The sequence below is a fragment of the Lelliottia amnigena genome (assembly GCF_019047465.1).
GTDB classification, from domain to species: Bacteria; Pseudomonadota; Gammaproteobacteria; order Enterobacterales; family Enterobacteriaceae; genus Enterobacter; species Enterobacter amnigenus.
This window is the reverse complement of the sequence record NZ_CP077236.1, coordinates 1,245,642-1,269,530: the sequence shown is the minus strand read 5'-3', so window position 1 is coordinate 1,269,530 and position 23,889 is coordinate 1,245,642. Positions and strand designations below refer to the sequence as shown.

General features: G+C 55.2%; 16 protein-coding genes. 8 read left to right on the top strand and 8 right to left on the bottom strand.

The genetic code is table 11. The features are described 5' to 3' along the window. Positions 1-120 precede the first annotated feature (120 nt). The 4 genes from nanA to nanQ all read left to right on the top strand — a co-directional run bounded on the left by nanA (position 121) and on the right by nanQ (position 3,903). Positions 121-1,014, top strand: a complete 894-nt coding sequence (gene nanA, locus I6L74_RS05960) for an N-acetylneuraminate lyase (RefSeq protein WP_059177307.1) — start codon at positions 121-123, stop codon at positions 1,012-1,014. A gap of 65 nt (positions 1,015-1,079) precedes the next feature. Next, positions 1,080-2,567, top strand: coding sequence for an MFS transporter (locus I6L74_RS05955; protein ID WP_059177308.1), 1,488 nt, complete (start codon positions 1,080-1,082; stop codon positions 2,565-2,567). Further along, positions 2,564-3,433, top strand: a complete 870-nt coding sequence (gene nanK / locus I6L74_RS05950) for an N-acetylmannosamine kinase (protein ID WP_059177309.1) — start codon at positions 2,564-2,566, stop codon at positions 3,431-3,433. The genes I6L74_RS05955 and nanK overlap by 4 nt, the downstream gene beginning before the upstream one ends. A 2-nt stretch (positions 3,434-3,435) precedes the next feature. After that, positions 3,436-3,903, top strand: coding sequence for an N-acetylneuraminate anomerase (nanQ, locus tag I6L74_RS05945; RefSeq protein ID WP_059177310.1), 468 nt, complete (start codon positions 3,436-3,438; stop codon positions 3,901-3,903). A gap of 35 nt (positions 3,904-3,938) precedes the next feature. Here nanQ and I6L74_RS05940 read toward each other — a convergent pair whose 3' ends face one another. Continuing rightward, positions 3,939-5,357, bottom strand: coding sequence for a glutamate synthase small subunit (locus tag I6L74_RS05940; protein ID WP_059177311.1), 1,419 nt, complete (start codon positions 5,355-5,357; stop codon positions 3,939-3,941). 9 nt (positions 5,358-5,366) lie between these two features. Continuing rightward, positions 5,367-9,827 (bottom strand): glutamate synthase large subunit, encoded by a 4,461-nt coding sequence (gltB, locus tag I6L74_RS05935; protein ID WP_072241712.1) that lies wholly within the window; start codon positions 9,825-9,827, stop codon positions 5,367-5,369. 682 nt (positions 9,828-10,509) lie between these two features. Here gltB and mnmL point away from each other — a divergent pair. Continuing rightward, complete coding sequence (gene mnmL / locus I6L74_RS05930; RefSeq protein WP_096759594.1) at positions 10,510-11,454, top strand: tRNA modification radical SAM protein MnmL/YtqA; 945 nt, start codon at positions 10,510-10,512, stop codon at positions 11,452-11,454. Here mnmL and I6L74_RS05925 read toward each other — a convergent pair. Then, positions 11,431-12,933: a helicase HerA-like C-terminal domain-containing protein gene (locus I6L74_RS05925; RefSeq protein WP_059177314.1), complete on the bottom strand. Its 1,503-nt coding sequence runs from the start codon at positions 12,931-12,933 to the stop codon at positions 11,431-11,433. The genes mnmL and I6L74_RS05925 overlap by 24 nt on opposite strands. Before the next feature lie 137 nt (positions 12,934-13,070). Between I6L74_RS05925 and I6L74_RS05920 the strand changes: the two genes are divergently transcribed. Further along, entirely contained in the window at positions 13,071-14,717 is a 1,647-nt protein-coding gene (locus I6L74_RS05920; RefSeq protein ID WP_059177315.1) for a dihydroxyacetone kinase subunit DhaK, read from the top strand. A 79-nt stretch (positions 14,718-14,796) separates the two neighbouring features. Here the strand turns inward: I6L74_RS05920 and ahr are convergent, their stop codons facing one another. The 5 genes from ahr to pepA form a co-directional block, all read right to left on the bottom strand. Next, on the bottom strand, positions 14,797-15,816 hold the full coding sequence (ahr, locus tag I6L74_RS05915) for an NADPH-dependent aldehyde reductase Ahr (RefSeq protein WP_015960633.1): 1,020 nt from the start codon (positions 15,814-15,816) through the stop codon (positions 14,797-14,799). Between the two features lie 83 nt (positions 15,817-15,899). Further along, positions 15,900-16,406, bottom strand: coding sequence for a GNAT family N-acetyltransferase (locus I6L74_RS05910; protein WP_059177316.1), 507 nt, complete (start codon positions 16,404-16,406; stop codon positions 15,900-15,902). Between the two features lie 123 nt (positions 16,407-16,529). After that, complete coding sequence (locus I6L74_RS05905; protein ID WP_059177317.1) at positions 16,530-19,385, bottom strand: valine--tRNA ligase; 2,856 nt, start codon at positions 19,383-19,385, stop codon at positions 16,530-16,532. Continuing rightward, a complete protein-coding gene (gene holC, locus I6L74_RS05900) occupies positions 19,385-19,828 on the bottom strand; it encodes a DNA polymerase III subunit chi (RefSeq protein WP_059177318.1) in 444 nt (147 codons plus the stop codon). The genes I6L74_RS05905 and holC overlap by 1 nt, the downstream gene beginning before the upstream one ends. A 71-nt stretch (positions 19,829-19,899) precedes the next feature. Next, on the bottom strand, positions 19,900-21,411 hold the full coding sequence (gene pepA / locus I6L74_RS05895) for a leucyl aminopeptidase (RefSeq protein ID WP_015960629.1): 1,512 nt from the start codon (positions 21,409-21,411) through the stop codon (positions 19,900-19,902). A 266-nt stretch (positions 21,412-21,677) separates the two neighbouring features. Between pepA and lptF the strand changes: the two genes are divergently transcribed. Continuing rightward, positions 21,678-22,778 (top strand): LPS export ABC transporter permease LptF, encoded by a 1,101-nt coding sequence (lptF, locus tag I6L74_RS05890; protein WP_059177319.1) that lies wholly within the window; start codon positions 21,678-21,680, stop codon positions 22,776-22,778. Beyond that, positions 22,778-23,860 carry an LPS export ABC transporter permease LptG gene (gene lptG, locus I6L74_RS05885; protein WP_059177320.1) on the top strand — a complete coding sequence of 361 codons (1,083 nt, stop codon included), beginning with the start codon at positions 22,778-22,780 and terminating at the stop codon, positions 23,858-23,860. The genes lptF and lptG overlap by 1 nt, the downstream gene beginning before the upstream one ends. Positions 23,861-23,889 lie beyond the last annotated feature (29 nt).

Sequence of the window (23,889 nt, the reverse complement as noted above, 5' to 3'; positions counted from 1 at the left end):
CGATCCTTTAGTGAAGCAGATCGCATTATAAGCGTTCTGTATGCAGTGCTGCTTATTTGTTCTGGTATAACAGGTATAAAGGTATATCAATTAAGTAGACCAAAACACACTGAGGTATCTATGGCAAAGCAATTACGTGGCGTGATGGCCGCACTCCTGACTCCATTCAACAATCAGCAGGCACTCGATAAAGAGAGCTTACGTCGTCTGGTGCAGTTCAATATTCAGCAGGGGATCGACGGTCTGTACGTCGGCGGTTCAACCGGCGAAGCCTTTGTACAAAGCCTTTCCGAGCGCGAACAGGTTCTCGAAATCGTGGCGGAAGAGGCGAAAGGCAAAATCACGTTAATCGCGCATGTCGGCTGCGTAAGCACGGCGGAAAGCCAGCAGTTAGCGGCGTCTGCCAGCCGTTTTGGGTTTGACGCTGTGTCAGCCGTCACACCGTTTTACTATCCCTTCAGCTTTGAAGAACATTGCGACCACTACCGTGCAATTATTGATTCTTCGAATGGTTTGCCGATGGTGGTGTACAACATTCCGGCGCTGAGCGGCGTGAAGCTGACGCTTGATCAGATCAACACCCTGGTGACGCTGCCGGGCGTTGGCGCGCTGAAGCAAACGTCGGGCGATCTCTTCCAGATGGAACAGATCCGCCGCGCGCATCCGGATCTGGTGCTCTATAACGGCTATGACGAGATCTTCGCTTCAGGTTTGCTGGCAGGCGCTGATGGCGGTATCGGCAGCACGTACAACATTATGGGCTGGCGCTACCAGGCCATCGCCAAAGCTGTCCGCGAGGGTGACAACGCGACGGCCCAGCACCTGCAAAGTGAGTGCAATAAAGTTATCGATCTGCTGATAAAAACCGGCGTATTCCGTGGCCTGAAAATGGTTCTGCATTACATGGATGTGGTCTCCGTCCCGCTATGTCGCAAACCCTTTGCACCGGTGGCTGAACAATATTTGCCTGAGCTAAAAGCGCTGGCGAAACAATTGATGGTTGAGAAGGCGTAGTGCGTTGCCCGGCGGCGCATTGCCGCTGGGCTAAACAGACAAAAACAGAGCGTCGGGAGAGTTAAATGCGTATTCCTACCCAAAGCATCCCGTGGTACCGCCATCTCAGCCGCCCCCAGTGGCGTGCCTTCTCCGCCGCGTGGTTGGGATATCTGCTGGATGGTTTCGATTTTGTATTGATAGCGCTGGTGTTAACGGAAGTTAAAACGGAGTTCGGACTGACAACGGTCGAGGCGGCCAGCCTGATATCCGCCGCCTTTATCTCCCGATGGTTTGGCGGCTTGCTGCTTGGCGCTATGGGCGATCGCTACGGGCGAAAACTGGCGATGATCACCAGTATCGTGCTGTTTTCCTGTGGGACGCTGGCGTGCGGTTTTGCGCCGGGCTACATCACGATGTTTATTGCCCGCATGGTGATCGGCATGGGAATGGCAGGCGAATATGGCTCGAGCGCCACCTACGTGATCGAAAGTTGGCCCAAGCATCTGCGTAACAAAGCCAGCGGCTTTTTGATCTCCGGTTTCTCTGTGGGGGCCGTTATCGCGGCGCAGATCTACAGCCTCGTCGTACCCGTCTGGGGCTGGCGCGCGCTGTTCTTTATCGGCATTCTGCCGATCATTTTTGCTCTGTGGTTGCGTAAAAATATTCCGGAAGCGGAAGACTGGAAAGCGAAGCACGAAGGCAAAGCGCCCGTGCGCACGATGGTGGATATTCTCTATCGTGGCAAACATCGGGTGATAAATATTGTCATGACGCTCTTCGCGGGCACGGCGCTGTGGTTCTGTTTTGCTGGAGAGCTAAACAATGCCGGTCTGGTGATGATCCTCGGCCTGCTGTGCGCCTTTGTGTTTATCAGCTTTATGGTGCAAAGCAGCGGTAAGCGCTGGCCAACGGGCGTGACGCTGATGGTGGTCGTGCTGTTTGCGTTCCTCTATTCATGGCCGATTCAGGCGCTGCTGCCGACCTATCTGAAAACGGATCTGGCTTACGATCCGGCGATGGTGGCGCGTGTGCTGTTCTTCAGCGGATTTGGTGCAGCGGTTGGCTGCTGTGTTGGTGGTTTCCTGGGCGACTGGCTGGGGACGCGCAAAGCATACGTTTGCAGCCTGCTGGCCTCGCAGCTCCTTATCATTCCGGTCTTCGCCATTGGCGGTTCCAATATTTGGGTACTCGGTTTTCTGCTCTTCTTCCAGCAGATGCTCGGGCAGGGTATTTCCGGCATTCTGCCGAAGCTCATCGGCGGCTATTTCGATACCGATCAGCGTGCAGCGGGGTTGGGCTTTACCTACAACGTCGGCGCGTTGGGTGGGGCGATTGCGCCGGTGATTGGTGCGCTGCTGGCGCAACGTCTGGAGCTGGGCACCGCGCTCGGTTCGCTCTCGTTCGGCTTAACGTTTGTTGTCATCCTGCTGATTGGCCTGGATATGCCGTCTCGCGTGCAGCGCTGGATCCGCCCTGAGGCACTGCGCACCCATGATGCGATTGACGGTAAACCGTTCAGCGGAGCTGTTCCTTTAGGCAGCATCAAAAGCGAACGTGAGGCGGTGAAATGACGACGCTGGCTATTGATATCGGCGGGACAAAACTCGCTGCCGCGCTGATCGACAACGCATTGCACATTCGTGAGCGACGCGAAATGCCCACGCCCGCCAGCAAAACGCCCGATGCGCTAGTCGCTGCGTTAACGGAGCTGGTGACCCCGCTGATGAAGCAGGCAACGCACGTCGCCATCGCCTCGACGGGCATTATTCGCGAAGGTATTTTGCTGGCGATTAACCCCCTTAATCTTGGCGGGCTGCTTCATTTCCCGCTGGTACAGACGCTGGAAAACATCACCGGTCTGCCTGCCATGGCGGTGAACGATGCGCAGGCTGCGGCATGGGCGGAATACCACGCGCTGGAGATTGACTTTAGAGAGATGGTTTTTATTACCGTCTCAACCGGCGTCGGCGGGGGCATGGTGCTGAACGGGTTATTGCAAACGGGATCGGGTGGTTTGGCCGGGCATCTGGGCCACACGCTTGCCGATCCGCAGGGGCCGGTATGTGGTTGCGGGCGGACGGGGTGCGTGGAGGCTATCGCCTCTGGCCGGGGTATTGCGGCGATGGCGCAGGGCGATCTGGCTGGGTTGAATGCCAAAGCGATATTCAGCCATGCGGCGCAGGGCCATCAGCAGGCCCGCGACGTTATTGCGCGTTCCGCACTGACGCTGGCGCGACTGATTGCCGACGTCAAAGCCGTCACCGACTGTCAGATGGTCGTTGTGGGTGGCAGTATCGGGCTGGCCGAAGGGTATTTACCCCAGGTCGTTGAGTCGTTAGCGCAGCTCCCGCCGGTCTATCACGTTGCCGTGCGCCCGGCACATTACCGGCATGATGCCGGTTTATTGGGTGCGACATTACTGGGTCGAGGAGGTTAATCATGATGATGGGTGAGGTGAGAGCGCTGTCTTTATCGGGAATTCATCCGGTCTTGCAAGACGCGTTGATGCTGGGCGTTGCGGCCTGGCCGCAGGATAAACCGCCGGGTCGCTATGCATTACAGGGCGACGATATCTTCATGAACGTAATGGAATTTGCCACCCAGTTACCGGAACAGAAGAAAGCGGAATTACACGCATGTTACATCGACATCCAGCTTTTATTGGCAGGTGAAGAGCGGATTCAGTTCGGCGTGTCAGGTTCGGCGCGGCAGTGCGAGGAGCAACACGCAGAAGACGATTATCAGCTGTGTAGCCTGATTCATGGTATGCAGCAGATCGATATGAAGCCGGGGATGTACGCGATTTTTATGCCCGGTGAGCCGCATAAACCCGGCTGCGTGGTGACGGAATCTGAAGAGATAAAGAAAGTGGTGATTAAAGTGCGCGCCAGTTTACTGAGCGCATAAAAAAGCCGGATGGTTAACCCATCCGGCTTTCGTTTTTACACTTCCAGGTAGTTCATGATCCCTTCGGCCGCTTTACGGCCTTCGGCAATCGCTGTCACCACCAGGTCTGAACCGCGAACGATATCGCCACCGGCGAAGATTTTCGGGTTGCTGGTCTGGAAGGCGTTTTCGTTACCTTCCGGGGCAATCACGCGGCCCTGCGAGTCCAGCTCAACGCTGTGTTTCGCCAGCCACTCCATGCTGTGAGGACGGAAACCAAACGCCATCACCACCGCATCAGCCGGAACCACATGCTCTGAACCTGCCACGATTTCCGCGCGACGGCGACCTTGCGCGTCTGGCTGACCCATTTCGGTACGCGCCATTTTCACGCCGCTCACTTTACCGTTCGCATTCACTTCCACGCCCAGAGGCTGGACGTTGAACTGGAACTCCACGCCCTCTTCACGCGCGTTTTTTACCTCGCGTTTAGAACCTGGCATGTTCTCTTCGTCACGACGATAAGCACAAATCACGTGCGTGGCATCCTGGCGAATAGAGGTGCGCACGCAGTCCATCGCGGTATCACCGCCGCCAAGGACGACAACGCGTTTACCTTCCATGCTGACGTACGGCTCAGCGGTGGTTTCACCGAAGCCCATCATCTGCTTGGTGTTGGCAATCAGGAACGGCAGGGCGTCAAACACGCCCGGAGCGTCTTCGTTTTCCAGACCGCCGCGCATCGACTGATAGGTCCCGACGCCGAGGAATACGGCATCGTAATCCTTCAGCAGATCGTCGATCTGGATATCACGACCCACTTCGACGTTCAGTTTGAACTCAATACCCATGTCAGTGAAGATTTCACGACGACGCGTCATCACCTCTTTTTCCAGCTTAAAGGCTGGAATACCGAAGGTCAGCAGGCCGCCGATTTCCGGGTGACGGTCAAACACGACAGCTTTGACGCCGTTGCGGGTCAGCACGTCAGCACAGGCCAGGCCAGCCGGACCCGCGCCGATAATGGCGACGCGTTTGTCGGTCTGACGCACGCCGGTCATGTCTGGACGCCAGCCCATCTCAAACGCTTTATCGTTGATATAGCGCTCGATGTTACCGATAGTCACCGCGCCAAACTCGTCGTTCAGCGTACAAGAACCTTCGCACAGACGGTCCTGCGGGCACACGCGGCCACACACTTCCGGCAGGGTGTTGGTCTGGTGAGACAGCTCAGCGGCTTCGAAGATACGCCCTTCATTAGCCAGTTTCAGCCAGTTCGGGATGTAGTTGTGTACCGGGCATTTCCATTCACAGTAAGGGTTGCCGCAGGACAGGCAGCGATCTGCCTGTGCCTTGGCCTGGCCTTCTGAAAACGGCTCATAAATTTCTACAAATTCAATTTTGCGGATCTTCAGCGGTTTCTTCGGCGGATCAACGCGCTGCAGATCGATAAACTGGTATACGTTCTGACTCATTGCTACCCCTTACTGCGCCTGCACACGCAGCTCTGCTGCGCTACGACTACGGTGACCCAACAGTGCTTTAACATCGCTGGACTTCGGTTTGACCAGCGCGAATTTCGCTGAGAATGCTGGCCAGTTTGCCAGGATCTCTTCGCCGCGCGAAGAACCGGTATGCTGCACGTGTTCGGTAATCAAACCGCGCAGATGTTCTTCATGGATGGCCAGTGTTTCAACGTCCAGCACTTCCACCAGCTCTGGGTTCACGCGTTTGCGGAACTCACCGTCCTCATCCAGGACGTAGGCGAAACCGCCCGTCATGCCCGCGCCGAAGTTCACGCCGGTTTTGCCCAATACGCAGACAATCCCGCCGGTCATGTATTCACAGCCGTTATCGCCGATGCCTTCAACCACCGTGATGGCGCCCGAGTTACGCACCGCGAAACGTTCACCTGCGCGACCTGCGGCAAACAGACGACCACCGGTGGCACCGTACAGACAGGTATTGCCGATAATGCTGGCTTCATGACTGCGGAACGCAGAACCGACCGGAGGACGCACCGCCAGCAATCCACCTGCCATGCCTTTCCCGACGTAGTCGTTGGCATCGCCAGTCAGATACAGCTCAACGCCGCCCGCATTCCAGACGCCAAAGCTCTGACCTGCAGTACCGCTGAAGTGCGCGATAATCGGATCGGCAGCTAAGCCCTGATCGCCATGGGTTTGCGCGATATAACCAGAAAGCGTCGCGCCAACAGAACGGTCAGTGTTGCGAATATCAAACCAGAACGTTTTGCTCTGTTTGTCATCAACAAACGGTTTCGCCTGCTGCAACAGTTGGGCGTTGAGCACGCCGTTATCAAACGGCGGGTTGGTCTCGGTCCAGTAAACGGCTTTGCCAGGATGCGGCTGTGCAGTTTCCAGTAGCTTAGACAGCTCCAGCTTCTGCTGTTTGGCGGTGAAACCTTCCAGCTCTTTCAGCAGGTCGGTACGGCCAATCAGATCTACCAGACGCGTCACGCCCAGTTGCGCCATCAGCTCGCGGGTTTCGCGGGCGATGAATTCAAAGTAGTTGGTCACTTTGAACGGCAAACCGTGGTAATGGTTTTTACGCAGTTTTTCGTCCTGAGTTGCCACGCCCGTTGCACAGTTGTTCAGGTGACAAATACGCAGGTATTTACAGCCGAGCGCAACCATTGGGCCCGTACCAAAGCCGAAGCTTTCAGCCCCCAGAATAGCGGCTTTAATGATGTCGAGACCGGTTTTCAGACCGCCGTCAACCTGCAGACGGATCTTGTGGCGCAGACCGTTGGCCACCAGTGCCTGTTGCGTTTCAACCAAGCCCAGCTCCCACGGACAACCCGCATATTTCACGGAGGAAAGCGGGCTTGCACCCGTACCGCCGTCGTAGCCCGCGATGGTAATCAGATCCGCATAGGCTTTTGCCACGCCAGTCGCAATGGTGCCCACGCCCGGTTCAGAAACCAGCTTCACGGAGATCAGCGCTTTCGGGTTGACCTGCTTCAGGTCGAAAATCAGCTGTGCCAAATCTTCGATAGAGTAGATATCGTGATGCGGCGGCGGGGAGATCAGCGTCACGCCCGGCACTGAGTAGCGCAGTTTGGCGATGTACGGCGTCACTTTATCGCCCGGCAGCTGACCGCCTTCGCCCGGTTTTGCACCCTGAGCGACTTTAATCTGAATCACATCGGCGTTAACCAGATATGCGGGAGTGACGCCGAAGCGACCTGAAGCCACCTGCTTGATGCGTGACACTTTATTGGTGCCGTAGCGCGCAGGATCTTCGCCGCCTTCGCCGGAGTTCGAGTTGCCGCCGATGCTGTTCATCGCTTCAGCCAGCGCTTCGTGCGCCTCAGGGCTCAGTGCACCGATGGACATGGCCGCGGTATCAAAGCGTTTGTACAGCTCGCTCGCCGGTTCCACGTCATCAATATTGACCGTTTTGCCGTCCGGCGTGACCGCCAGCAAATCGCGCAGGGTAGCTGCAGGACGTTCGTTCACCAGCTTCGAATACTGCTGATAATCGCTGTATTCACCGCTCTGAACCGCCTGTTGCAGCGTGCGAACCACGTCCGGGTTGTAGGCGTGATATTCGCCACCGTGAACGTATTTCAGGAATCCACCCTGATCCAGCGGTTTACGCGCCAGCCAGGCCCGTTTCGACAGGTTCAGCAAGTCCTGCTGGAAGTCAGAGAATCCAGCTCCGCCGATACGGCTGATCACACCCTGGAAACAGAGATCGGCGACGTCATCGTGCAAACCGACCGCTTCGAACAGCTTGGAGCAACGGTAAGAGGCGATGGTCGAGATGCCCATCTTGGACATGATTTTGTACAGGCCTTTGTTGATGCCGTTACGGTAGTTCAGCATCACGGTGCGGTAATTTTTTTCGATGACGCGCCCATCAACCAGTTTCGCCAGCGTTTCGTAGGCGAGATATGGATAGATGGCGGTAGCGCCAAAGCCCAGCAGCACGGCGAAGTGGTGCGGGTCGCGCGCGCTGGCGGTTTCAACGATGATGTTGGCGTCGCAGCGCAGGCTCTTATCCACCAGACGGGTCTGGATCGCGCCCACCGCCATCGGTGCAGGAACCGGCAGGCGGTTCTTAGCGATGTTACGGTCTGACAGCACCAGCAGAACGGTGCCATCACGCACCATTTGTTCTGCTTTATCACACAAGGCTTTCACCGTTTCTTCGAGGCTCGCTTCGGTCACGTCGAACGTAATATCGAGCGTGTCGGCGCGGTAATGCTCCTCTGTCATGGTGGTGAGCTGTTTGAAATCGGAGTACAGCAGGATCGGCGATTTAAAGCTCAGGCGGTGCGCCTGGCCTTCGGCTTCACAGAAGACGTTCATTTCGCGACCGATGCTGGTCGCCAACGACATCACATGCGCTTCACGCAGCGGATCGATTGGCGGGTTGGTTACCTGCGCAAACTGCTGACGGAAGTAGTCGTAAATGATGCGTGGCTGGCTGGAAAGCACGGCAAACGGGGTATCGTCACCCATTGAACCGACGGCTTCCTGGCCGTTCTCACCGAGCACGCGGATAATTGAATCCAGCTCTTCGGCGTTGTAGTTAAACTGTTTCTGGAAGCTGGCAAGCGTGTCGTCATCCAGTTCACGACTGCCCACTTCTTCATCCTGCAGATCTTCGAACGGCACCAGACGGCGGACGTTTTTCTCCATCCACTCTTTGTACGGGTGACGGCTTTTCAGATCGTCATCCGTTTCTGCCGAGTGCAGAATGCGTCCACTGCGGGTGTCGATAACCATCAACTCACCCGGACCGACGCGGCCTTTTTCGACCACTTCGTCAGGCTGGTAATCCCAGATGCCCACTTCTGATGCGCAGGTGATCAGCTTATCTTTGGTGATGACGTAGCGCGCCGGACGCAGACCGTTACGGTCCAGGTTACAGGCTGCATAACGTCCATCGGACATTACGATGCCCGCCGGGCCGTCCCACGGCTCCATGTGCATGGAGTTAAAGTCAAAGAACGCGCGCAGCTCAGGATCCATATTCGGGTTGCTCTGCCAGGCAGGCGGAACAAGCAGACGCATCGCACGCACGATATCCATCCCGCCTGCCAGCAGCAGTTCCAGCATGTTATCCATGGAGCTGGAATCCGAGCCGGTTTCATTCACGAACGGTGCGGCATCGTGAAGATCGGGGATCAATGGGGTCTGGAATTTATAAGTACGTGCACGCGCCCACTGGCGATTACCGGTGATGGTATTGATCTCACCGTTGTGTGCCAGGTAGCGGAAAGGCTGAGCCAGCGGCCAGCGCGGAACGGTGTTCGTGGAGAAGCGCTGGTGGAACAGGCAAATGGCCGATTCCAGACGCAGGTCCGCGAGGTCCAGATAAAAGCGCGGCAGGTCCGTCGGCATACACAGACCTTTGTAGATGTTCACCAGATTTGAGAGGCTACACACGTAGAACTCTTTATCATCCAGCAAACGTTTTTCAATGCGACGGCGGGCAATGAACAGTCGGCGTTCCATATCACGCGGACGCCAGCCCGCAGGCGCATTCACAAAAATTTGTTCAATACGAGGCAGCGAGGAGAGGGCGATTTCACCGAGTACTCCTTCGTTGGTTGGCACATTGCGCCAGCCGACAATCGACAGGGTTTCGCGTTGAAGTTCTTCTTCGACGATGCGGCGTGATGCGGCAGCTTTTTCAGGATCCTGATTCAGGAACAGCATGCCGACAGCGTAGTTTTTGGCTAAACGCCAGCCGCGCTCTTGCGCAACAATGCGGAAGAAACGATCCGGTTTTTGCAGCAGCAGACCGCAACCGTCGCCGGTTTTACCATCAGCGAGGATCGCGCCACGGTGCTGCATGCGGGCCAGTGCGTGTATAGCGGTACGCACCACCTTGTGGCTAGGTTCGCCTTCTATGTGGGCGATCAGGCCGAAACCACAGTTATCCTTCTCAAGGGATTTATCGTACAACATATCAGTGAACCTCCCCAGGCTCTTCGGGCTTCCCATCTGGACGTGGCGCACAGGCACAGAAAGAGCGCGGCGACGGGGTTTGCGTGTCATACGCGTACCTCGCATTCGCCCTCTTAATATCCTTTTCGCACAGGTCAAACAAGTTTGAGGACTTGCTTCAGAGGGAATCTCAATTACTGCATAAATATGATGAGCAGGCTGCTCATCCAGAAAGCTTCCAGCGGATTTCCAACTTATCGGGAATTGATACACAGGTCAAATGGCAATCTTATTTATACAAAAGTGTGCTAAAGAGGGGTTATATTTTTGATTTAAAAGGTTATTTTGAGTATTTTTGACGAACTTAACGCAGAGGAAGCAATAAGAGAGTGTGATCTGACTCACTGTCTGAAAGCGGTATTATCAATGCAGCATGCTGAATACCAGAATAATTGCAGGATATTACACTGGCACTGTTGAACAACCCGCATAATCGCACTGTTTTTCAGCTCTGACGGTATAAGTGAAAAAAAGGGCCTGAGCATAAGCAAAAGTAATTGCCAGAATGATGAATGAAATTGCAGTAATAGTGGGTTTTTATTCAAATGAATAATAGCGGTCCAGAGCGATTGATCCAGGTCATCGCCGACTGAAGCTAAAAATGGCAGGCTTACCCCCTTTGTTCGGGGCGGTCTATCAGATTATGCAGTTACAGAAATTAGTCAATATGTTTGGTGGGGATCTTTTGCGTCGTTACGGTGAAAAGGTTCATAAGCTCACGCTACACGGGGGCTTTAGCTGCCCCAATCGCGATGGCACCATTGGGCGTGGCGGCTGTACTTTCTGTAATGTGGCCTCGTTTGCTGACGAAACGCAGCAGCACCATTCTATTGCAGTGCAGCTCGCCCATCAGGCCCGTCTCGTCAACCGTGCAAAGCAATATCTGGCTTATTTCCAGGCTTACACCAGCACCTGGGCAGAAGTACAAGTGTTGCGCTCGATGTATCAGCAGGCCATCAGTCAGGCAAATATTGTCGGGTTATGCGTCGGAACGCGTCCGGACTGCGTGCCAGAAGCCGTGCTTGATCTGCTCAGCGAATATAAAGATTTGGGTTACGAAATTTGGCTGGAGCTGGGACTACAAACCGCACATGACAAAACCTTGCACCGCATTAACCGTGGACACGATTTTGCTGGCTACCAACGCACTACGCGACTTGCCCGCGAGCGTGGGCTAAAAGTGTGTTCGCACCTGATTGTGGGTCTACCGGGAGAGGGGCAGCAACATGGCCTGGAGACGCTGGAAAAGGTGGTTGAGACTGGCGTCGATGGCATCAAGCTCCATCCGTTGCATATCGTCAAAGGCAGCATTATGGCGAAGTCCTGGGAAGCGGGGCGATTAAACGGTATTGAGCTGGATGAGTACACCGTTACGGCGGGTGAGATGATTCGTCACACGCCGCCAGACGTGATTTATCACCGTATTTCCGCCAGCGCCCGTCGCCCGGAACTGCTCGCGCCGCTTTGGTGTGAGAACCGCTGGACAGGGATGGTTGAGCTCGACCGCTACCTGAACGCGCACGGTGTACAGGGTTCTGCGATTGGTAGACCCTGGGTTTCTCCGCTAACGTCGTCGGCCGCCGAGTAGGCTACCCAGCATCCCGCGGACAATCTGATTTGTCACCTGACGCGCTGCGCTTTTCGCCATGGTCTGAACGACGCCATCGCGCTTACCGCCGCGTGGCCCGGTACTGCCGAAGAGAATATCTTTCAGCCCGCCGAGTATTCCGTCATCCACCGCAACCGACTCGCCTTTTGCTACGGGCGTATTTTGCTGCTCAGTATTGGCCTGAACGCCTTTTTGCAGCATTTCGAAGGCGGATTCTCTGTCGACCTCGTCCTCGTATTTTCCGTACACCGGCGAATGATTTATCAGTCCGTTTCGCTCATCCTCCGTCACGGGTCCCATGCGGGAGAAAGGCGCGATAACCATTGCACGCTCGACGATGGACGGGCTGCCTTTCGCGTCCAGGAAAGAAATCAGCGCCTCACCCGTCCCGAGCGCCTGAATGGCTTGCTCGGTATCAAATGCCGGGTTGGTGCGCATCGTTTGTGCGGCGGCTTTTACGGCTTTCTGATCCTTCGGTGTGAAGGCGCGGAGTGCGTGCTGCACGCGGTTGCCCAACTGCCCCAGAACGTTGTCAGGAATATCAGAAGGGTTTTGCGAGACGAAATACACCCCCACGCCTTTAGAGCGAATCAGGCGGATCACCTGTTCGATTTTATCCAGCAGGACCTGTGGAGCATCGCTAAATAGCAGATGCGCTTCGTCAAAGAAAAACACCAGCTTGGGTTTGTCGAGATCGCCCGCTTCCGGCAGCTGTTCATAAAGTTCTGAGAGCATCCACAGCAGGCTAGCGGCATACAGTTTAGGCATCTGGTAGAGCTTTTCGGCGCTCAGGATGTTGATGATGCCCTTGCCGTTGCTGTCGGTGCGCATCCAGTCTTTGATATCCAGCATCGGTTCGCCAAAGAAATGTTCGGCGCCCTGTTGCTCAAGAGTCAGAAGCCCACGCTGAATTGCGCCCACCGAGGCGCTGCTAATATTGCCGTACTGATTCTGGAAGGATTTTGCGTTATCCCCGATATACTGCGTTATCGCGCGGAGATCTTTGAAATCGAGCAGCAGCAAGCCCTGATCGTCCGCGATGCGAAAGATGATATTCAGCACGCCGGATTGCACATCGTTCAGATTGAGGAGCCGCGCCAGCAGTAAAGGGCCGACGTCGGATACGGTCGCGCGCACCGGATGGCCTTTCTCACCGAAAATATCCCACACCACCACCGGACTACCTTGCGGTTGCCAGTCGGTCACCCCGATATTTTTCAGGCGATCGAGCAGTTTTTCAGACGCAGTGCCTTCCTGCGCGATGCCGGTCAAGTCGCCTTTCACGTCGGCCATAAACACTGGGACGCCAATTTCAGAAAAAGACTCCGCTAGCTTTTGCAGCGTGACGGTTTTTCCCGTCCCCGTCGCACCGGTAATTAACCCGTGGCGGTTCGCCATACCGGGCAGCAGGAAAAGCTCTTTCTCCAGCGTTCGGGCAATCAGCAATGGTGTACTCATGGTGCGCGTCCTCTCTTTGTCCTGCGTGGAGTATAGGCAACCTGACGGCAAAATGACTCAGTAAATTCCTGACTTTGCGGCGCATTATCCAGTGCAGGCTATGCTTTTGCATACGGTTCACAAAATTTTGGGAAGCTATGTCCAGATTCTTTTTTAACGATCGCAAACAGCTGGTCAACGACGCCATTGAAGGCATACTGATTTCCGCACCGCACGGGAATCTCGTCAAACTCGATATCGATCCGGCCATCCGAGTGGTTGCGCGTGGCGACTGGGATAAAAGCCGTGTAGCGGTGATTTCTGGTGGTGGCTCGGGCCACGAACCCGCTCATGCCGGATTTGTCGGCAAAGGGATGTTGACCGCTGCCGTGTGTGGCGATCTGTTTGCCTCACCGAGCGTGGATGCGGTGTTAAACGCAATTGTAGCGGTAACGGGCGATCACGGTTGCCTGTTAATCGTCAAAAACTATACCGGCGATCGGCTTAACTTTGGCCTCGCGGCAGAAAAGGCCAAACGCTATGGGCTGAAGGTTGAGATGGTGATTGTTGCCGATGACATCGCACTGCCGGACAACAAACAGCCGCGTGGCATTGCGGGTACGGCGCTGGTGCACAAAATTGCCGGACATGCCGCCGAACAGGGGAAATCACTGGCTGAGGTACGGGATAGTGCGCAGCAGGCCTGTGAGAATATCTGGAGCCTGGGCGTGGCGATGCAAACCTGTAATCTGCCGGGCAGCGACGATGAAGAGGGGCGTATCAAGAAAGGGCATGTCGAACTTGGGTTGGGTATTCACGGCGAGCCGGGTGCGTCGGTCGTTGATACGCACAACAGCAAAGAGATTATCGACACCCTGGTGAAGCCGCTAAAAGAGAAGGCCGGCGAGGGCAAATTTGCGGTGCTGATTAATAATCTTGGCGGTGTATCGGCGCTGGAGATGGCGCTGCTCACAAAAGAACTGGCGGATTCTGCGCTGAAGGACAATATTGCGTATCTGATAGGTCCTGCGCCGCTGGTGAGTTCGCTGGATATGAAAGGCTTTTCGCTGTCACTGTTGCAGCTTAATGACGCCTTTGAGAACGCTATAAACGCCCCAGTCGAAACTATCGGCTGGCAAAAGCCGGTAGCGTTCGCGCCATTACGCACGCTTTCACATACTGCGATTCAGGATCGTGTTGAATTTACGCCTTCCGGGAATGCCGAGGTCGCTGCGATAGTGGCGGCAGCGACGCAAACGTTGCTTGTGCTGGAGAACCGTTTGAATGCGCTGGACGCCAAAGTGGGTGACGGCGATACCGGATCAACGTTTGCGCTAGGGGCGCGGGAAATTGCGCAGCTTCTGGAGCAAAAACAGCTTCCGCTGAACGATGTGTCTCAGCTGCTGTTGCTGATTGGCGAACGGCTGGCGACGGTCATGGGCGGATCGAGTGGCGTTCTGATGTCGATCTTCTTTACAGCGGCCGGGCAGAAAATGCATGACGGAGAATCACTGCCGGAGGCATTGCTGAGCGGGCTTGCGCAAATGAAGCAATACGGCGGAGCGGATCTTGGCGATCGTACCTTGATCGACGCGCTACAACCTGCGTTAGAAGCGCTGCAAAACGGCGATATTCAGGCCGCTGCCCAGGCCGCGAAAAAGGGGGCTGAGGACACCGCTGGCATGCAAAAAGCCGGAGCCGGGCGTTCGTCGTATGTGAATAAAGAGAACCTGGAGGGCGTAACGGATCCCGGGGCCGTCGCGGTTGCAGAGGTGTTTGCGGCAGTGGCCAAAGCTAAACGTTAGCACGTGTGCGTGCACCCTCTCCCGTGGGAGAGGGTTGGGTGCGGGCATTAGCTCGCACCCTATATCTGAGTGACGTAAATCAGAAATCTGCTTTCAACACGACACGATAACGGGCTTTGCCGTCACGAACGTGCTGAATAGCTTCATTGATTTTAGACATCGGATACAGTTCGGTCGTTGGCGCAACCTTCGTACGGCCCGCAAATTTCATCAGCTTGCGCAATTCGTAAGGCGTACCGGTCGCAGAACCCGACACGCTACGGTCGCCGCCAATCAGCGTGAACGCAGGCACCGGCAGTGGTTTCAGGACCGCACCGACGGTATGGAAGTTACCGCCATAGGCCAGCGCTTCAAAGTACGGCTGCCAGTCGAGATCGACGTTAACGGTGTTGATGATCAGATCAAACTGACCGGCCAACGCTTTTAACAATTCCGGATCGCGGCTGTTAACCACTTTATCGGCACCCATCGCCAGGACTTCTTGCTCTTTTGCTGGGTTAGAGCTGAACGCGGTGACTTCGCAGCCCATGGCGTGCAGCAGCTTGATGGCGATGTGGCCCAGACCGCCAATACCGATAACACCTACACGGCTGGTGGCCGTCACGTGATGCATCAGGAGCGGTTTGAAGACGGTGATACCGCCGCACAGCAGTGGGCCTGCGGATTCGATATCAATGCTGTCCGGCAGTGGAATAACCCATTGCCAGTCGGCGCGGAGCTTGTCGGCGAAACCGCCTTTGTTGAGGATTGTCGGGACAGCGCCTTCCAGGCAGTTGATCTGGTTGCCGCTAATACAGGCATCACAATGTCCGCAGCTACGTGCAGTCCAGCCGATACCGACACGCTGACCGATTTTAAGCCCTTTGTCCTGGGCAGCCGTCCCGAGTGCGACCACGCGACCAATAACTTCGTGTCCAGCAACCAGCGGATAGCTTGAGAAACCCCATTCGTTGTCGATCATCGACAGGTCTGAGTGGCAGATCCCGCAATAATCAACCTGTACTTCGACGTCTTCTGCTTTCAGCTCGCCCGCATCATATTCGTACAGTTCAAGTTCTGCACCTGCCTGCGGTGCGGCGTAGCTTTTTATCTTCGACATCGTCTTTCCCCCGTTTTGGTGTGAACTGAGAGTGTAGAGCATTCAGTTTACAGCCGCTTAACAGAAGAGGGCGGGAAAGGAATTTACAGATTTTTCAGCATTCTGACTTCGCAGTCGACGTGCCCGGTACAACCGAGGGGTTCTGAGATGTGCTCAAAGCCGAGGTGTTCATACAACCCAATAGCGTCTTTGAGGAACGCGGTGGTTTCGAGATAACAGCGCTTAAATCCCTGCCCGCGAGCGTGATCGAGTGCTACCAGCGCCAGCTTTTTCGCCAGCCCTTGGCCGCGCACGGACGGCAGGAAGTACATTTTTTGCAGTTCGCAGATGTCGGGTTCGCTGCAGCTCAGCGGTGCAACACCGCCTCCGCCGACGACATTACCATTTTGCTCAATGACCCAGTAGGCGTGGCCTGGCTGACTGTAGAGCTGATACAACTCATCCAGATTCGGGTCAGCAACGGTGTAGCCCTTATCGGCCGTCAGACCATATTCAGCCGAAACCGCACGAATGACGGTGGCGATGCCGGAATTATCCAGCTCTGTTATCCGACGCATCGTGGTCGCGGCGGTCGGGGTAATTACGCTCATAGCATGGCTCATGACAAAAATTGACACACAGTTGCAGTTAATAGCATCGCAGAAAAGGGAGTGCAAGCGAGGATATTTCAGGGAGGAGTCCCCTTACCTGCGAACAGGTAAGGGGCTAAGCTCTTACAGCGCAGCGATAACCGCTTGCTGTTCGATCAGTTTCGCTTTTGCATCAGCGAATGCAACCAGGCGTTCACGCTCTTTCGCGATAACCGCTTCAGGTGCACGCGCCACGAAACCTTCGTTGGACAGCTTGCTTTCGATCTTGCCAATTTCGATCTCGACTTTGGCCACTTCTTTCGCCAGACGCGCCAGCTCAGTGTCTTTGTCGATAAGACCAGCCATTGGGATCAGCAGCTCAGCACCATCGATGATTTTGGTCACGGAAACCGGACCTTTATCATTGGCTGGCAGCACGGTGATGCTTTCCAGACGCGCCATGTTTTGCAGGAAGTTACGGTTCTCGCTAACACGACGAATCGCAGCATCACTGCAACCGCGCAGCAGCAGTTCCAGCGGTTTGCCCGGAGAGATGTTCATTTCCGCACGAATATTACGTACGGCAACGATCGCCTGTTTTAGCCATTCGGTATCGGAAGCCGCGGCTTCATCCACTTGGGTGGCATCAAACTCCGGGAACGGCTGGAGCATAATGGTATCGGCAGTAATGCCTTTGATAACCTTCACGCGCTGCCAGATGGTTTCGGTAATGAATGGAATGATCGGATGCGCCAGGCGCAGTAAACCTTCCAGAACGGTGATCAGCGTGTTGCGCGTGCCGCGCAGTTCAGCTTCATTGCCGCCGTTCATCACCGGCTTGGTCAGCTCCAGATACCAGTCACAGAACTGGTTCCAGGTGAATTCGTACAGGATACCTGCCGCGATATCAAAGCGGTAAGTGTCCAGCGCTTCACGGTATGCTTTGATGGTCTGGTTGAATTCCGCGAGGATCCAGCGATCCGCCAGCGACAGCGTCATCTCGCCACCGTTGAAACCACAATCCTGATCTTCCGTGTTCATCAGCACAAAGCGGCTGGCGTTCCACAGTTTGTTACAGAAGTTGCGGTAACCTTCCAGACGTTTCATGTCCCAGTTGATGTCGCGACCGGTAGAGGCCAGCGCCGCCAGGGTGAAACGCAGGGCGTCGGTGCCGTGCGGCTCGATGCCGTCCGGGAATTGCTTCTCGGTGCGCTTGGCGATTTTTTCCGCCAGCTGCGGCTGCATCATGTTGCCGGTACGTTTTTCCAGCAGGTCTGCCAGCGAAATACCGTCAACCATATCCAGCGGGTCGATAACGTTGCCCTTGGATTTGGACATTTTCTGGCCTTCATCGTCACGAATCAAACCGGTCATGTAGACGGTTTTAAACGGAACCTGAGGTTTGCCGTTTTCATCTTTGATGAAGTGCATGGTCATCATGATCATGCGGGCGATCCAGAAGAAGATAATGTCGAAGCCGGATACCATCACGCTGGTTGGGTGGAACTGACGCAGCGCGTCGGTGTTCTCTGGCCAGCCGAGCGTAGAGAAAGTCCACAGTGCGGAAGAGAACCAGGTATCGAGAACGTCGTCGTCCTGACGCAGCGCAACATCGGCACCGAGGTTATTTTCCTGGCGCACTTCGTCTTCGGTGCGGCCGACAAACACGTTGCCCTCGTTGTCGTACCACGCTGGGATACGGTGACCCCACCACAGCTGACGAGAAATACACCAGTCCTGAATATCACGCATCCAGGAGAAGTACATGTTTTCGTACTGTTTCGGCACGAACTGAATGTCGCCGTTTTCAACCGCTTCAACCGCAGGTTTTGCCAGCACATCGGCACGTACGTACCACTGGTCGGTCAGCATTGGTTCGATAACCACGCCGCCACGGTCGCCGTAAGGAACGGTCAGATCGTGTGGTTTGATCTCTTCAAGCAAGCCAAGCGCGTCAATGGCGGCAACCACCGCTTTACGCGCGGCAAAGCGTTCCAGCTTCTGGAATTCCGCAGGAATATCGCTTGGGTAAACGTCAGATTCTTCGCCTTTGGTGTCGTACACTTCTGCGCTTTCGCGGATGTCACCGTCAAAGGTCAGAATATTGATCATCGGCAGAGCGTGACGACGACCCACTTCATAGTCGTTGAAGTCGTGCGCCGGGGTGATTTTCACACAGCCGGTGCCTTTTTCCATGTCGGCGTGTTCGTCGCCCAGAATCGGGATGCGACGATTCACCAGCGGCAATTCTACAAACTTGCCGATCAGGTCTTTATAGCGTGGATCTTCCGGGTTAACGGCCACACCAGTATCGCCCAGCAGGGTTTCCGGACGGGTCGTGGCTACGACCAGATAATCTTTACCGTCTGCGGTTTTCGCGCCATCTGCCAGCGGATAGCGGATGTGCCACATCGAGCCTTTAGACTCGCGGTTTTCCACTTCCAGATCGGAGATTGCTGTGCGCAGTTTTGGATCCCAGTTTACCAGGCGTTTGCCACGGTAAATCAGATCTTCTTTGTACAGGCGGACGAACACTTCTTTCACGGCATTGGAAAGGCCTTCGTCCATGGTGAAGCGCTCGCGCTCCCAGTCCACGGAGTTGCCGAGACGGCGCATCTGACGGGTAATGGTGCCGCCAGATTCTGCTTTCCACTGCCAAATTTTGTCGATAAAGGCGTCGCGACCGTAGTCGTGGCGGGTTTTACCTTCTTCAGCGGCAATTTTACGCTCAACCACCATCTGGGTAGCAATACCCGCGTGGTCAGTACCTGCCTGCCACAGGGTGTTTTTACCCTGCATGCGCTGGTAGCGGATCATGGTGTCCATGATGGTTTGCTGGAAAGCATGACCCATATGCAAACTGCCGGTGACGTTCGGCGGCGGGATCATGATGCAGAAGGACTCTTTGCTTTCATCGCCGTTAGGCTTGAAATAGCCCTGCTCTTCCCAGTGCTCGTAAAGCGGCTGTTCGATATCTCGTGGGTTGTATGTCTTTTCCATTATTTCCAGGTTGCCGTATTCAGGTTAAAACCAGCCAGGCGGTACGCTTTGTAGCGTTCGCGCGCCAGTTGTTTCAGAGAATCTTCGTGAGGGACAAAGTCTACCACTTCTGTGAAAGCGGTGGCAAAATCTGCAAAGCCCGCACGCAAGCTAATCAAGATATCGCGTGCGCTGCTGTTGCGTTTTTGCGGCCAGGCAATTTCCACCGGCGCGCCGCCGCGTGGTCCTTCACCCGATAAATTGTGCGGGACAAAACTCTCGGGCGGTCTTGCCCACAGCGCTTCGTCGAGGCGAATAGCCTGCTGTTCATCTTCGCAGGCAATCAGTACACGTTTTCCATTTCGCCAACGTTCTGCGGCAATTTCACACACCAGCTGTTCGACGGCGCTGAGACCATCCTGATGGGTATCATTGTCCAGAAGGTAGAACGTTGCATTCTTCATATATGGGGCTTCTTGTGGTGAATTTAAACGTAGTGCCCGACGGCAACGCGCCAGTCGGGCATACGATTAGTTTACTCTTCGCCGTTAAACCCGGCGCGGTTGAGCAGGAACTGTGACAGCAGGGCGACAGGACGACCGGTCGCGCCTTTGGCTTTACCGGAACGCCATGCGGTGCCCGCGATATCGAGGTGCGCCCAGTTGTACTTACGCGTGAAGCGCGCCAGGAAGCAGCCTGCGGTGATAGCGCCACCCGGACGACCGCCGATGTTCGCCATATCCGCAAAGTTGGATTCCAGCTGTTCCTGATACTCATCGCCCAGCGGCAGACGCCACGCGCGATCGCCAGCCTGTTCGGAGGCACCGATCAGCTCATGCGCCAGCGGGTTGTGGTTCGACATCAGGCCGGTGATGTGATGGCCCAGGGCAATCACACAGGCACCGGTCAGCGTAGCGACATCGATAACCGCTTCAGGCTCGAAGCGCTCAACGTAGGTCAGCACATCGCACAGCACCAGACGGCCTTCGGCGTCGGTATTTAGAACTTCGACAGTCTGGCCGGACATGGTGGTCAGCACATCGCCAGGACGATACGCTCGCCCGCCAGGCATGTTTTCGCAGCCCGCCAGCACGCCGATAACGTTAATCGGTAGCTGCAGTTCGGCCACCATACGCATCACACCGTACACCGCCGCAGCGCCGCACATGTCGTACTTCATCTCATCCATGCCTTCAGCAGGCTTGATAGAGATACCGCCGGAGTCAAAGGTAAGCCCTTTACCGACGAGCACAATCGGGCGTGCATCTTCCGACGGGTTGCCTTTGTACTCAATCACCGACATCAGCGATTCGTTTTGGGAACCGTTGCCGACCGCAAGGTACGAGTGCATCCCCAGCTCTTTCATCTGCTGTTCGCCGATGACGCGAGTGACGATATTTTTGCTGTACGAATCCGCCAGCTGGCGCGCCTGAGACGCCAGATAGCCCGCGTTACAGATATTCGGCGGCATATTGCCGAGATCTTTTGCCGCTTTGATACCGGCAGCAATCGCCAGACCGTGCTGAATAGCGCGTTCGCCGCTGGTGAGTTCGCGACGAGTGGGCACATTAAAGACCATCTTACGCAGCGGACGACGCGGTTCGCTTTTGGTGGTTTTCAGCTGATCAAAGCTGTAGAGACTTTCTTTCGCTGTCTCAACCGCCTGGCGCACTTTCCAGTAGGTATTACGGCCTTTAACGTGCAGTTCGGTCAGGAAGCAAACGGCCTCCATCGAGCCAGTATCATTCAGCGTGTTGATGGTTTTCTGAATAACTTGTTTATACTGACGTTCATCCAACTCACGCTCTTTACCACAGCCGATCAGCAGAATGCGTTCGGACAGCACATTGGGAACATGATGCAGCAACAGCGTCTGCCCAGGTTTGCCTTCCAGTTCGCCACGGCGAAGCAGGGCGCTGATATAGCCGTCACTGATTTTATCGAGTTGTTCGGCGATCGGGGAGAGACGGCGTGGTTCAAAGACGCCCACAACGATACAGGCACTCCGCTGTTTCTCCGGGCTACCGCTTTTTACACTGAACTCCATGCACTACGCTCCTGAATCTTAAAGACAACGACGGCGGCTACGGATAGAATTGAAACCTTTCGTAACTCACATCCGCTGTTGTGGTGACTTCGTGTTAATCTTACGTTACTACGGTTTCGGCAGTTCAAAAAATTTCCTGAAGCGCGAATCCGCCGGGTTTTTTAATTTTAGCGATGATTTCGACGACTCAAGAGAATAAATGACCTTTAAGCCATGAAACAAGCAATATTCCAGCAAAGAGACGGGTTTTTACGGGCGTATTTAAAGTGATAATCATAAGATATCTGGTACGGGAGACGCTCAAGAGCCAACTGGCCATCCTTTTCATCCTGCTTCTGATCTTTTTCTGTCAGAAGCTGGTCAGGATCCTCGGTGCGGCTGTTGACGGTGAAATCCCAACAAATCTGGTGCTTTCTCTGCTCGGATTAGGCGTGCCTGAAATGGCGCAGCTTATTCTGCCGCTAAGTCTTTTCCTCGGCCTGCTCATGACGCTGGGCAAACTCTATACCGAAAGCGAAATCACGGTCATGCATGCCTGCGGCTTAAGCAAAGCCGTGTTGGTCAAAGCGGCGATGGTGTTGGCGCTGTTCACGGGTATCGTGGCTGCAGTGAACGTCATGTGGGCTGGTCCCTGGTCTTCAAAACATCAGGACGAAGTGCTCGCAGAGGCCAAAGCGAACCCAGGCATGGCTGCATTGGCGCAAGGCCAGTTCCAGCAAGCTTCTGACGGCAGTTCTGTGCTCTTTATCGAGAGCGTGGACGGTAGCCGTTTCGATGATGTGTTCCTCGCGCAAATCCGGACTAAAGGCAACGCCCGTCCGTCGGTGGTGGTGGCTGATTCCGGTCAACTCACTCAACGTAAAGACGGCTCTCAGGTTGTGACGTTGAATAAGGGTACGCGTTTTGAAGGCACAGCGTTGTTGCGCGATTTCCGTATTACGGACTTCCAAAACTATCAGGCGGTTGTCGGGCATCAAAACGTTGCGCTTGACCCGACGGATACCGAGCAGATGGACATGCGCACGCTAATCAATACCGATACCAATCGCGCCCGCGCAGAATTGCACTGGCGTCTGACGCTGGTATTCACCGTATTTATGATGGCGCTGATGGTCGTGCCGCTGAGCGTGGTCAATCCGCGTCAGGGCCGCGTACTGTCAATGTTACCCGCCATGCTCCTCTATCTGGTGTTCTTCCTGCTGCAAACGTCCATCAAGTCTAACGGTGGAAAGGGTAAGATCGATCCCATGATTTGGACATGGGCAGTCAACGGTCTTTACCTGCTACTGGCGGTAGTATTGAACCTGTGGGATACCGTGCCGATGCGTCGCATGCGTTCCCGTTTAATGCGTAAAGGAGCGGTGTAATGCAGGCGTTTGGCGTTCTTGACCGCTATATCGGTAAAACTATTTTCACCACCATCATGATGACGTTATTCATGCTGGTGTCGCTCTCCGGCATCATCAAGTTTGTTGACCAGTTGAAAAAGGCCGGGCAAGGCAGTTACGACGCACTGGGTGCGGGGATGTATACCCTTCTGAGCATCCCGAAAGATGTGCAGATTTTCTTCCCCATGGCCGCGCTGCTTGGCGCATTGTTAGGTCTGGGGATGCTGGCGCAGCGCAGTGAGTTGGTGGTGATGCAGGCGTCGGGTTTCACCCGTATGCAAGTGGCGCTGTCGGTTATGAAAACGGCGATTCCGCTGGTGTTACTGACCATGGCGATTGGCGAGTGGGTGGCACCGCAGGGCGAGCAGACGGCGCGTAATTACCGCGCGCAAGCCATGTACGGCGGCTCGCTGATGTCCACGCAGCAGGGCTTGTGGGCAAAAGACGGCAATAATTTTGTCTATATCGAACGCGTGAAGGGCGAAGATGAACTGGGCGGCGTGAGTATTTACGCCTTCAATGATAATCGTCGTTTGCAGTCCGTCCGGTATGCGGCGACGGCAAAATTTGATTCTGCAAAAAGGGTGTGGCGTTTGTCGCAGGTGGATGAATCTAACCTGCAAGATCCTAAGCAAATCACCGGTTCTCAGACGGTATCAGGCACCTGGAAGACCAACCTGACCCCAGACAAACTGGGTGTAGTGGCGTTGGATCCCGATGCGTTATCGATCAGCGGCTTACATAACTACGTGAAGTATCTGAAGTCGAGCGGCCAGGATGCAGGGCGTTATCAGCTCAACATGTGGAGCAAAATTTTCCAGCCGATGTCGGTTGCGGTGATGATGCTAATGGCCCTGTCGTTTATCTTCGGGCCGCTGCGTAGCGTGGCAATGGGCGTGCGCGTGGTGACGGGGATCAGCTTCGGTTTCGTCTTTTACGTGCTGGATCAGATCTTTGGTCCGTTGACGTTGGTATACGGCATTCCTCCGCTGATTGGTGCGCTGTTGCCAAGCGCTTCGTTCCTCCTGATAAGCCTTTGGTTGCTCCTCAGACGCTCCTGATGACCTGACTCACTCCCGCATCGCCGGGA

Coding starts and splice junctions, on each gene's coding strand:
- nanA (WP_059177307.1), top strand. CDS start 121: ATGGCAAAGCAATTACGTGGCGTGATGGCCGCACTCCTGACTCCATTC.
- I6L74_RS05955 (WP_059177308.1), top strand. CDS start 1,080: ATGCGTATTCCTACCCAAAGCATCCCGTGGTACCGCCATCTCAGCCGC.
- nanK (WP_059177309.1), top strand. CDS start 2,564: ATGACGACGCTGGCTATTGATATCGGCGGGACAAAACTCGCTGCCGCG.
- nanQ (WP_059177310.1), top strand. CDS start 3,436: ATGATGATGGGTGAGGTGAGAGCGCTGTCTTTATCGGGAATTCATCCG.
- I6L74_RS05940 (WP_059177311.1), bottom strand. CDS start 5,357: ATGAGTCAGAACGTATACCAGTTTATCGATCTGCAGCGCGTTGATCCG.
- gltB (WP_072241712.1), bottom strand. CDS start 9,827: ATGTTGTACGATAAATCCCTTGAGAAGGATAACTGTGGTTTCGGCCTG.
- mnmL (WP_096759594.1), top strand. CDS start 10,510: ATGCAGTTACAGAAATTAGTCAATATGTTTGGTGGGGATCTTTTGCGT.
- I6L74_RS05925 (WP_059177314.1), bottom strand. CDS start 12,933: ATGAGTACACCATTGCTGATTGCCCGAACGCTGGAGAAAGAGCTTTTC.
- I6L74_RS05920 (WP_059177315.1), top strand. CDS start 13,071: ATGTCCAGATTCTTTTTTAACGATCGCAAACAGCTGGTCAACGACGCC.
- ahr (WP_015960633.1), bottom strand. CDS start 15,816: ATGTCGAAGATAAAAAGCTACGCCGCACCGCAGGCAGGTGCAGAACTT.
- I6L74_RS05910 (WP_059177316.1), bottom strand. CDS start 16,406: ATGAGCGTAATTACCCCGACCGCCGCGACCACGATGCGTCGGATAACA.
- I6L74_RS05905 (WP_059177317.1), bottom strand. CDS start 19,385: ATGGAAAAGACATACAACCCACGAGATATCGAACAGCCGCTTTACGAG.
- holC (WP_059177318.1), bottom strand. CDS start 19,828: ATGAAGAATGCAACGTTCTACCTTCTGGACAATGATACCCATCAGGAT.
- pepA (WP_015960629.1), bottom strand. CDS start 21,411: ATGGAGTTCAGTGTAAAAAGCGGTAGCCCGGAGAAACAGCGGAGTGCC.
- lptG (WP_059177320.1), top strand. CDS start 22,778: ATGCAGGCGTTTGGCGTTCTTGACCGCTATATCGGTAAAACTATTTTC.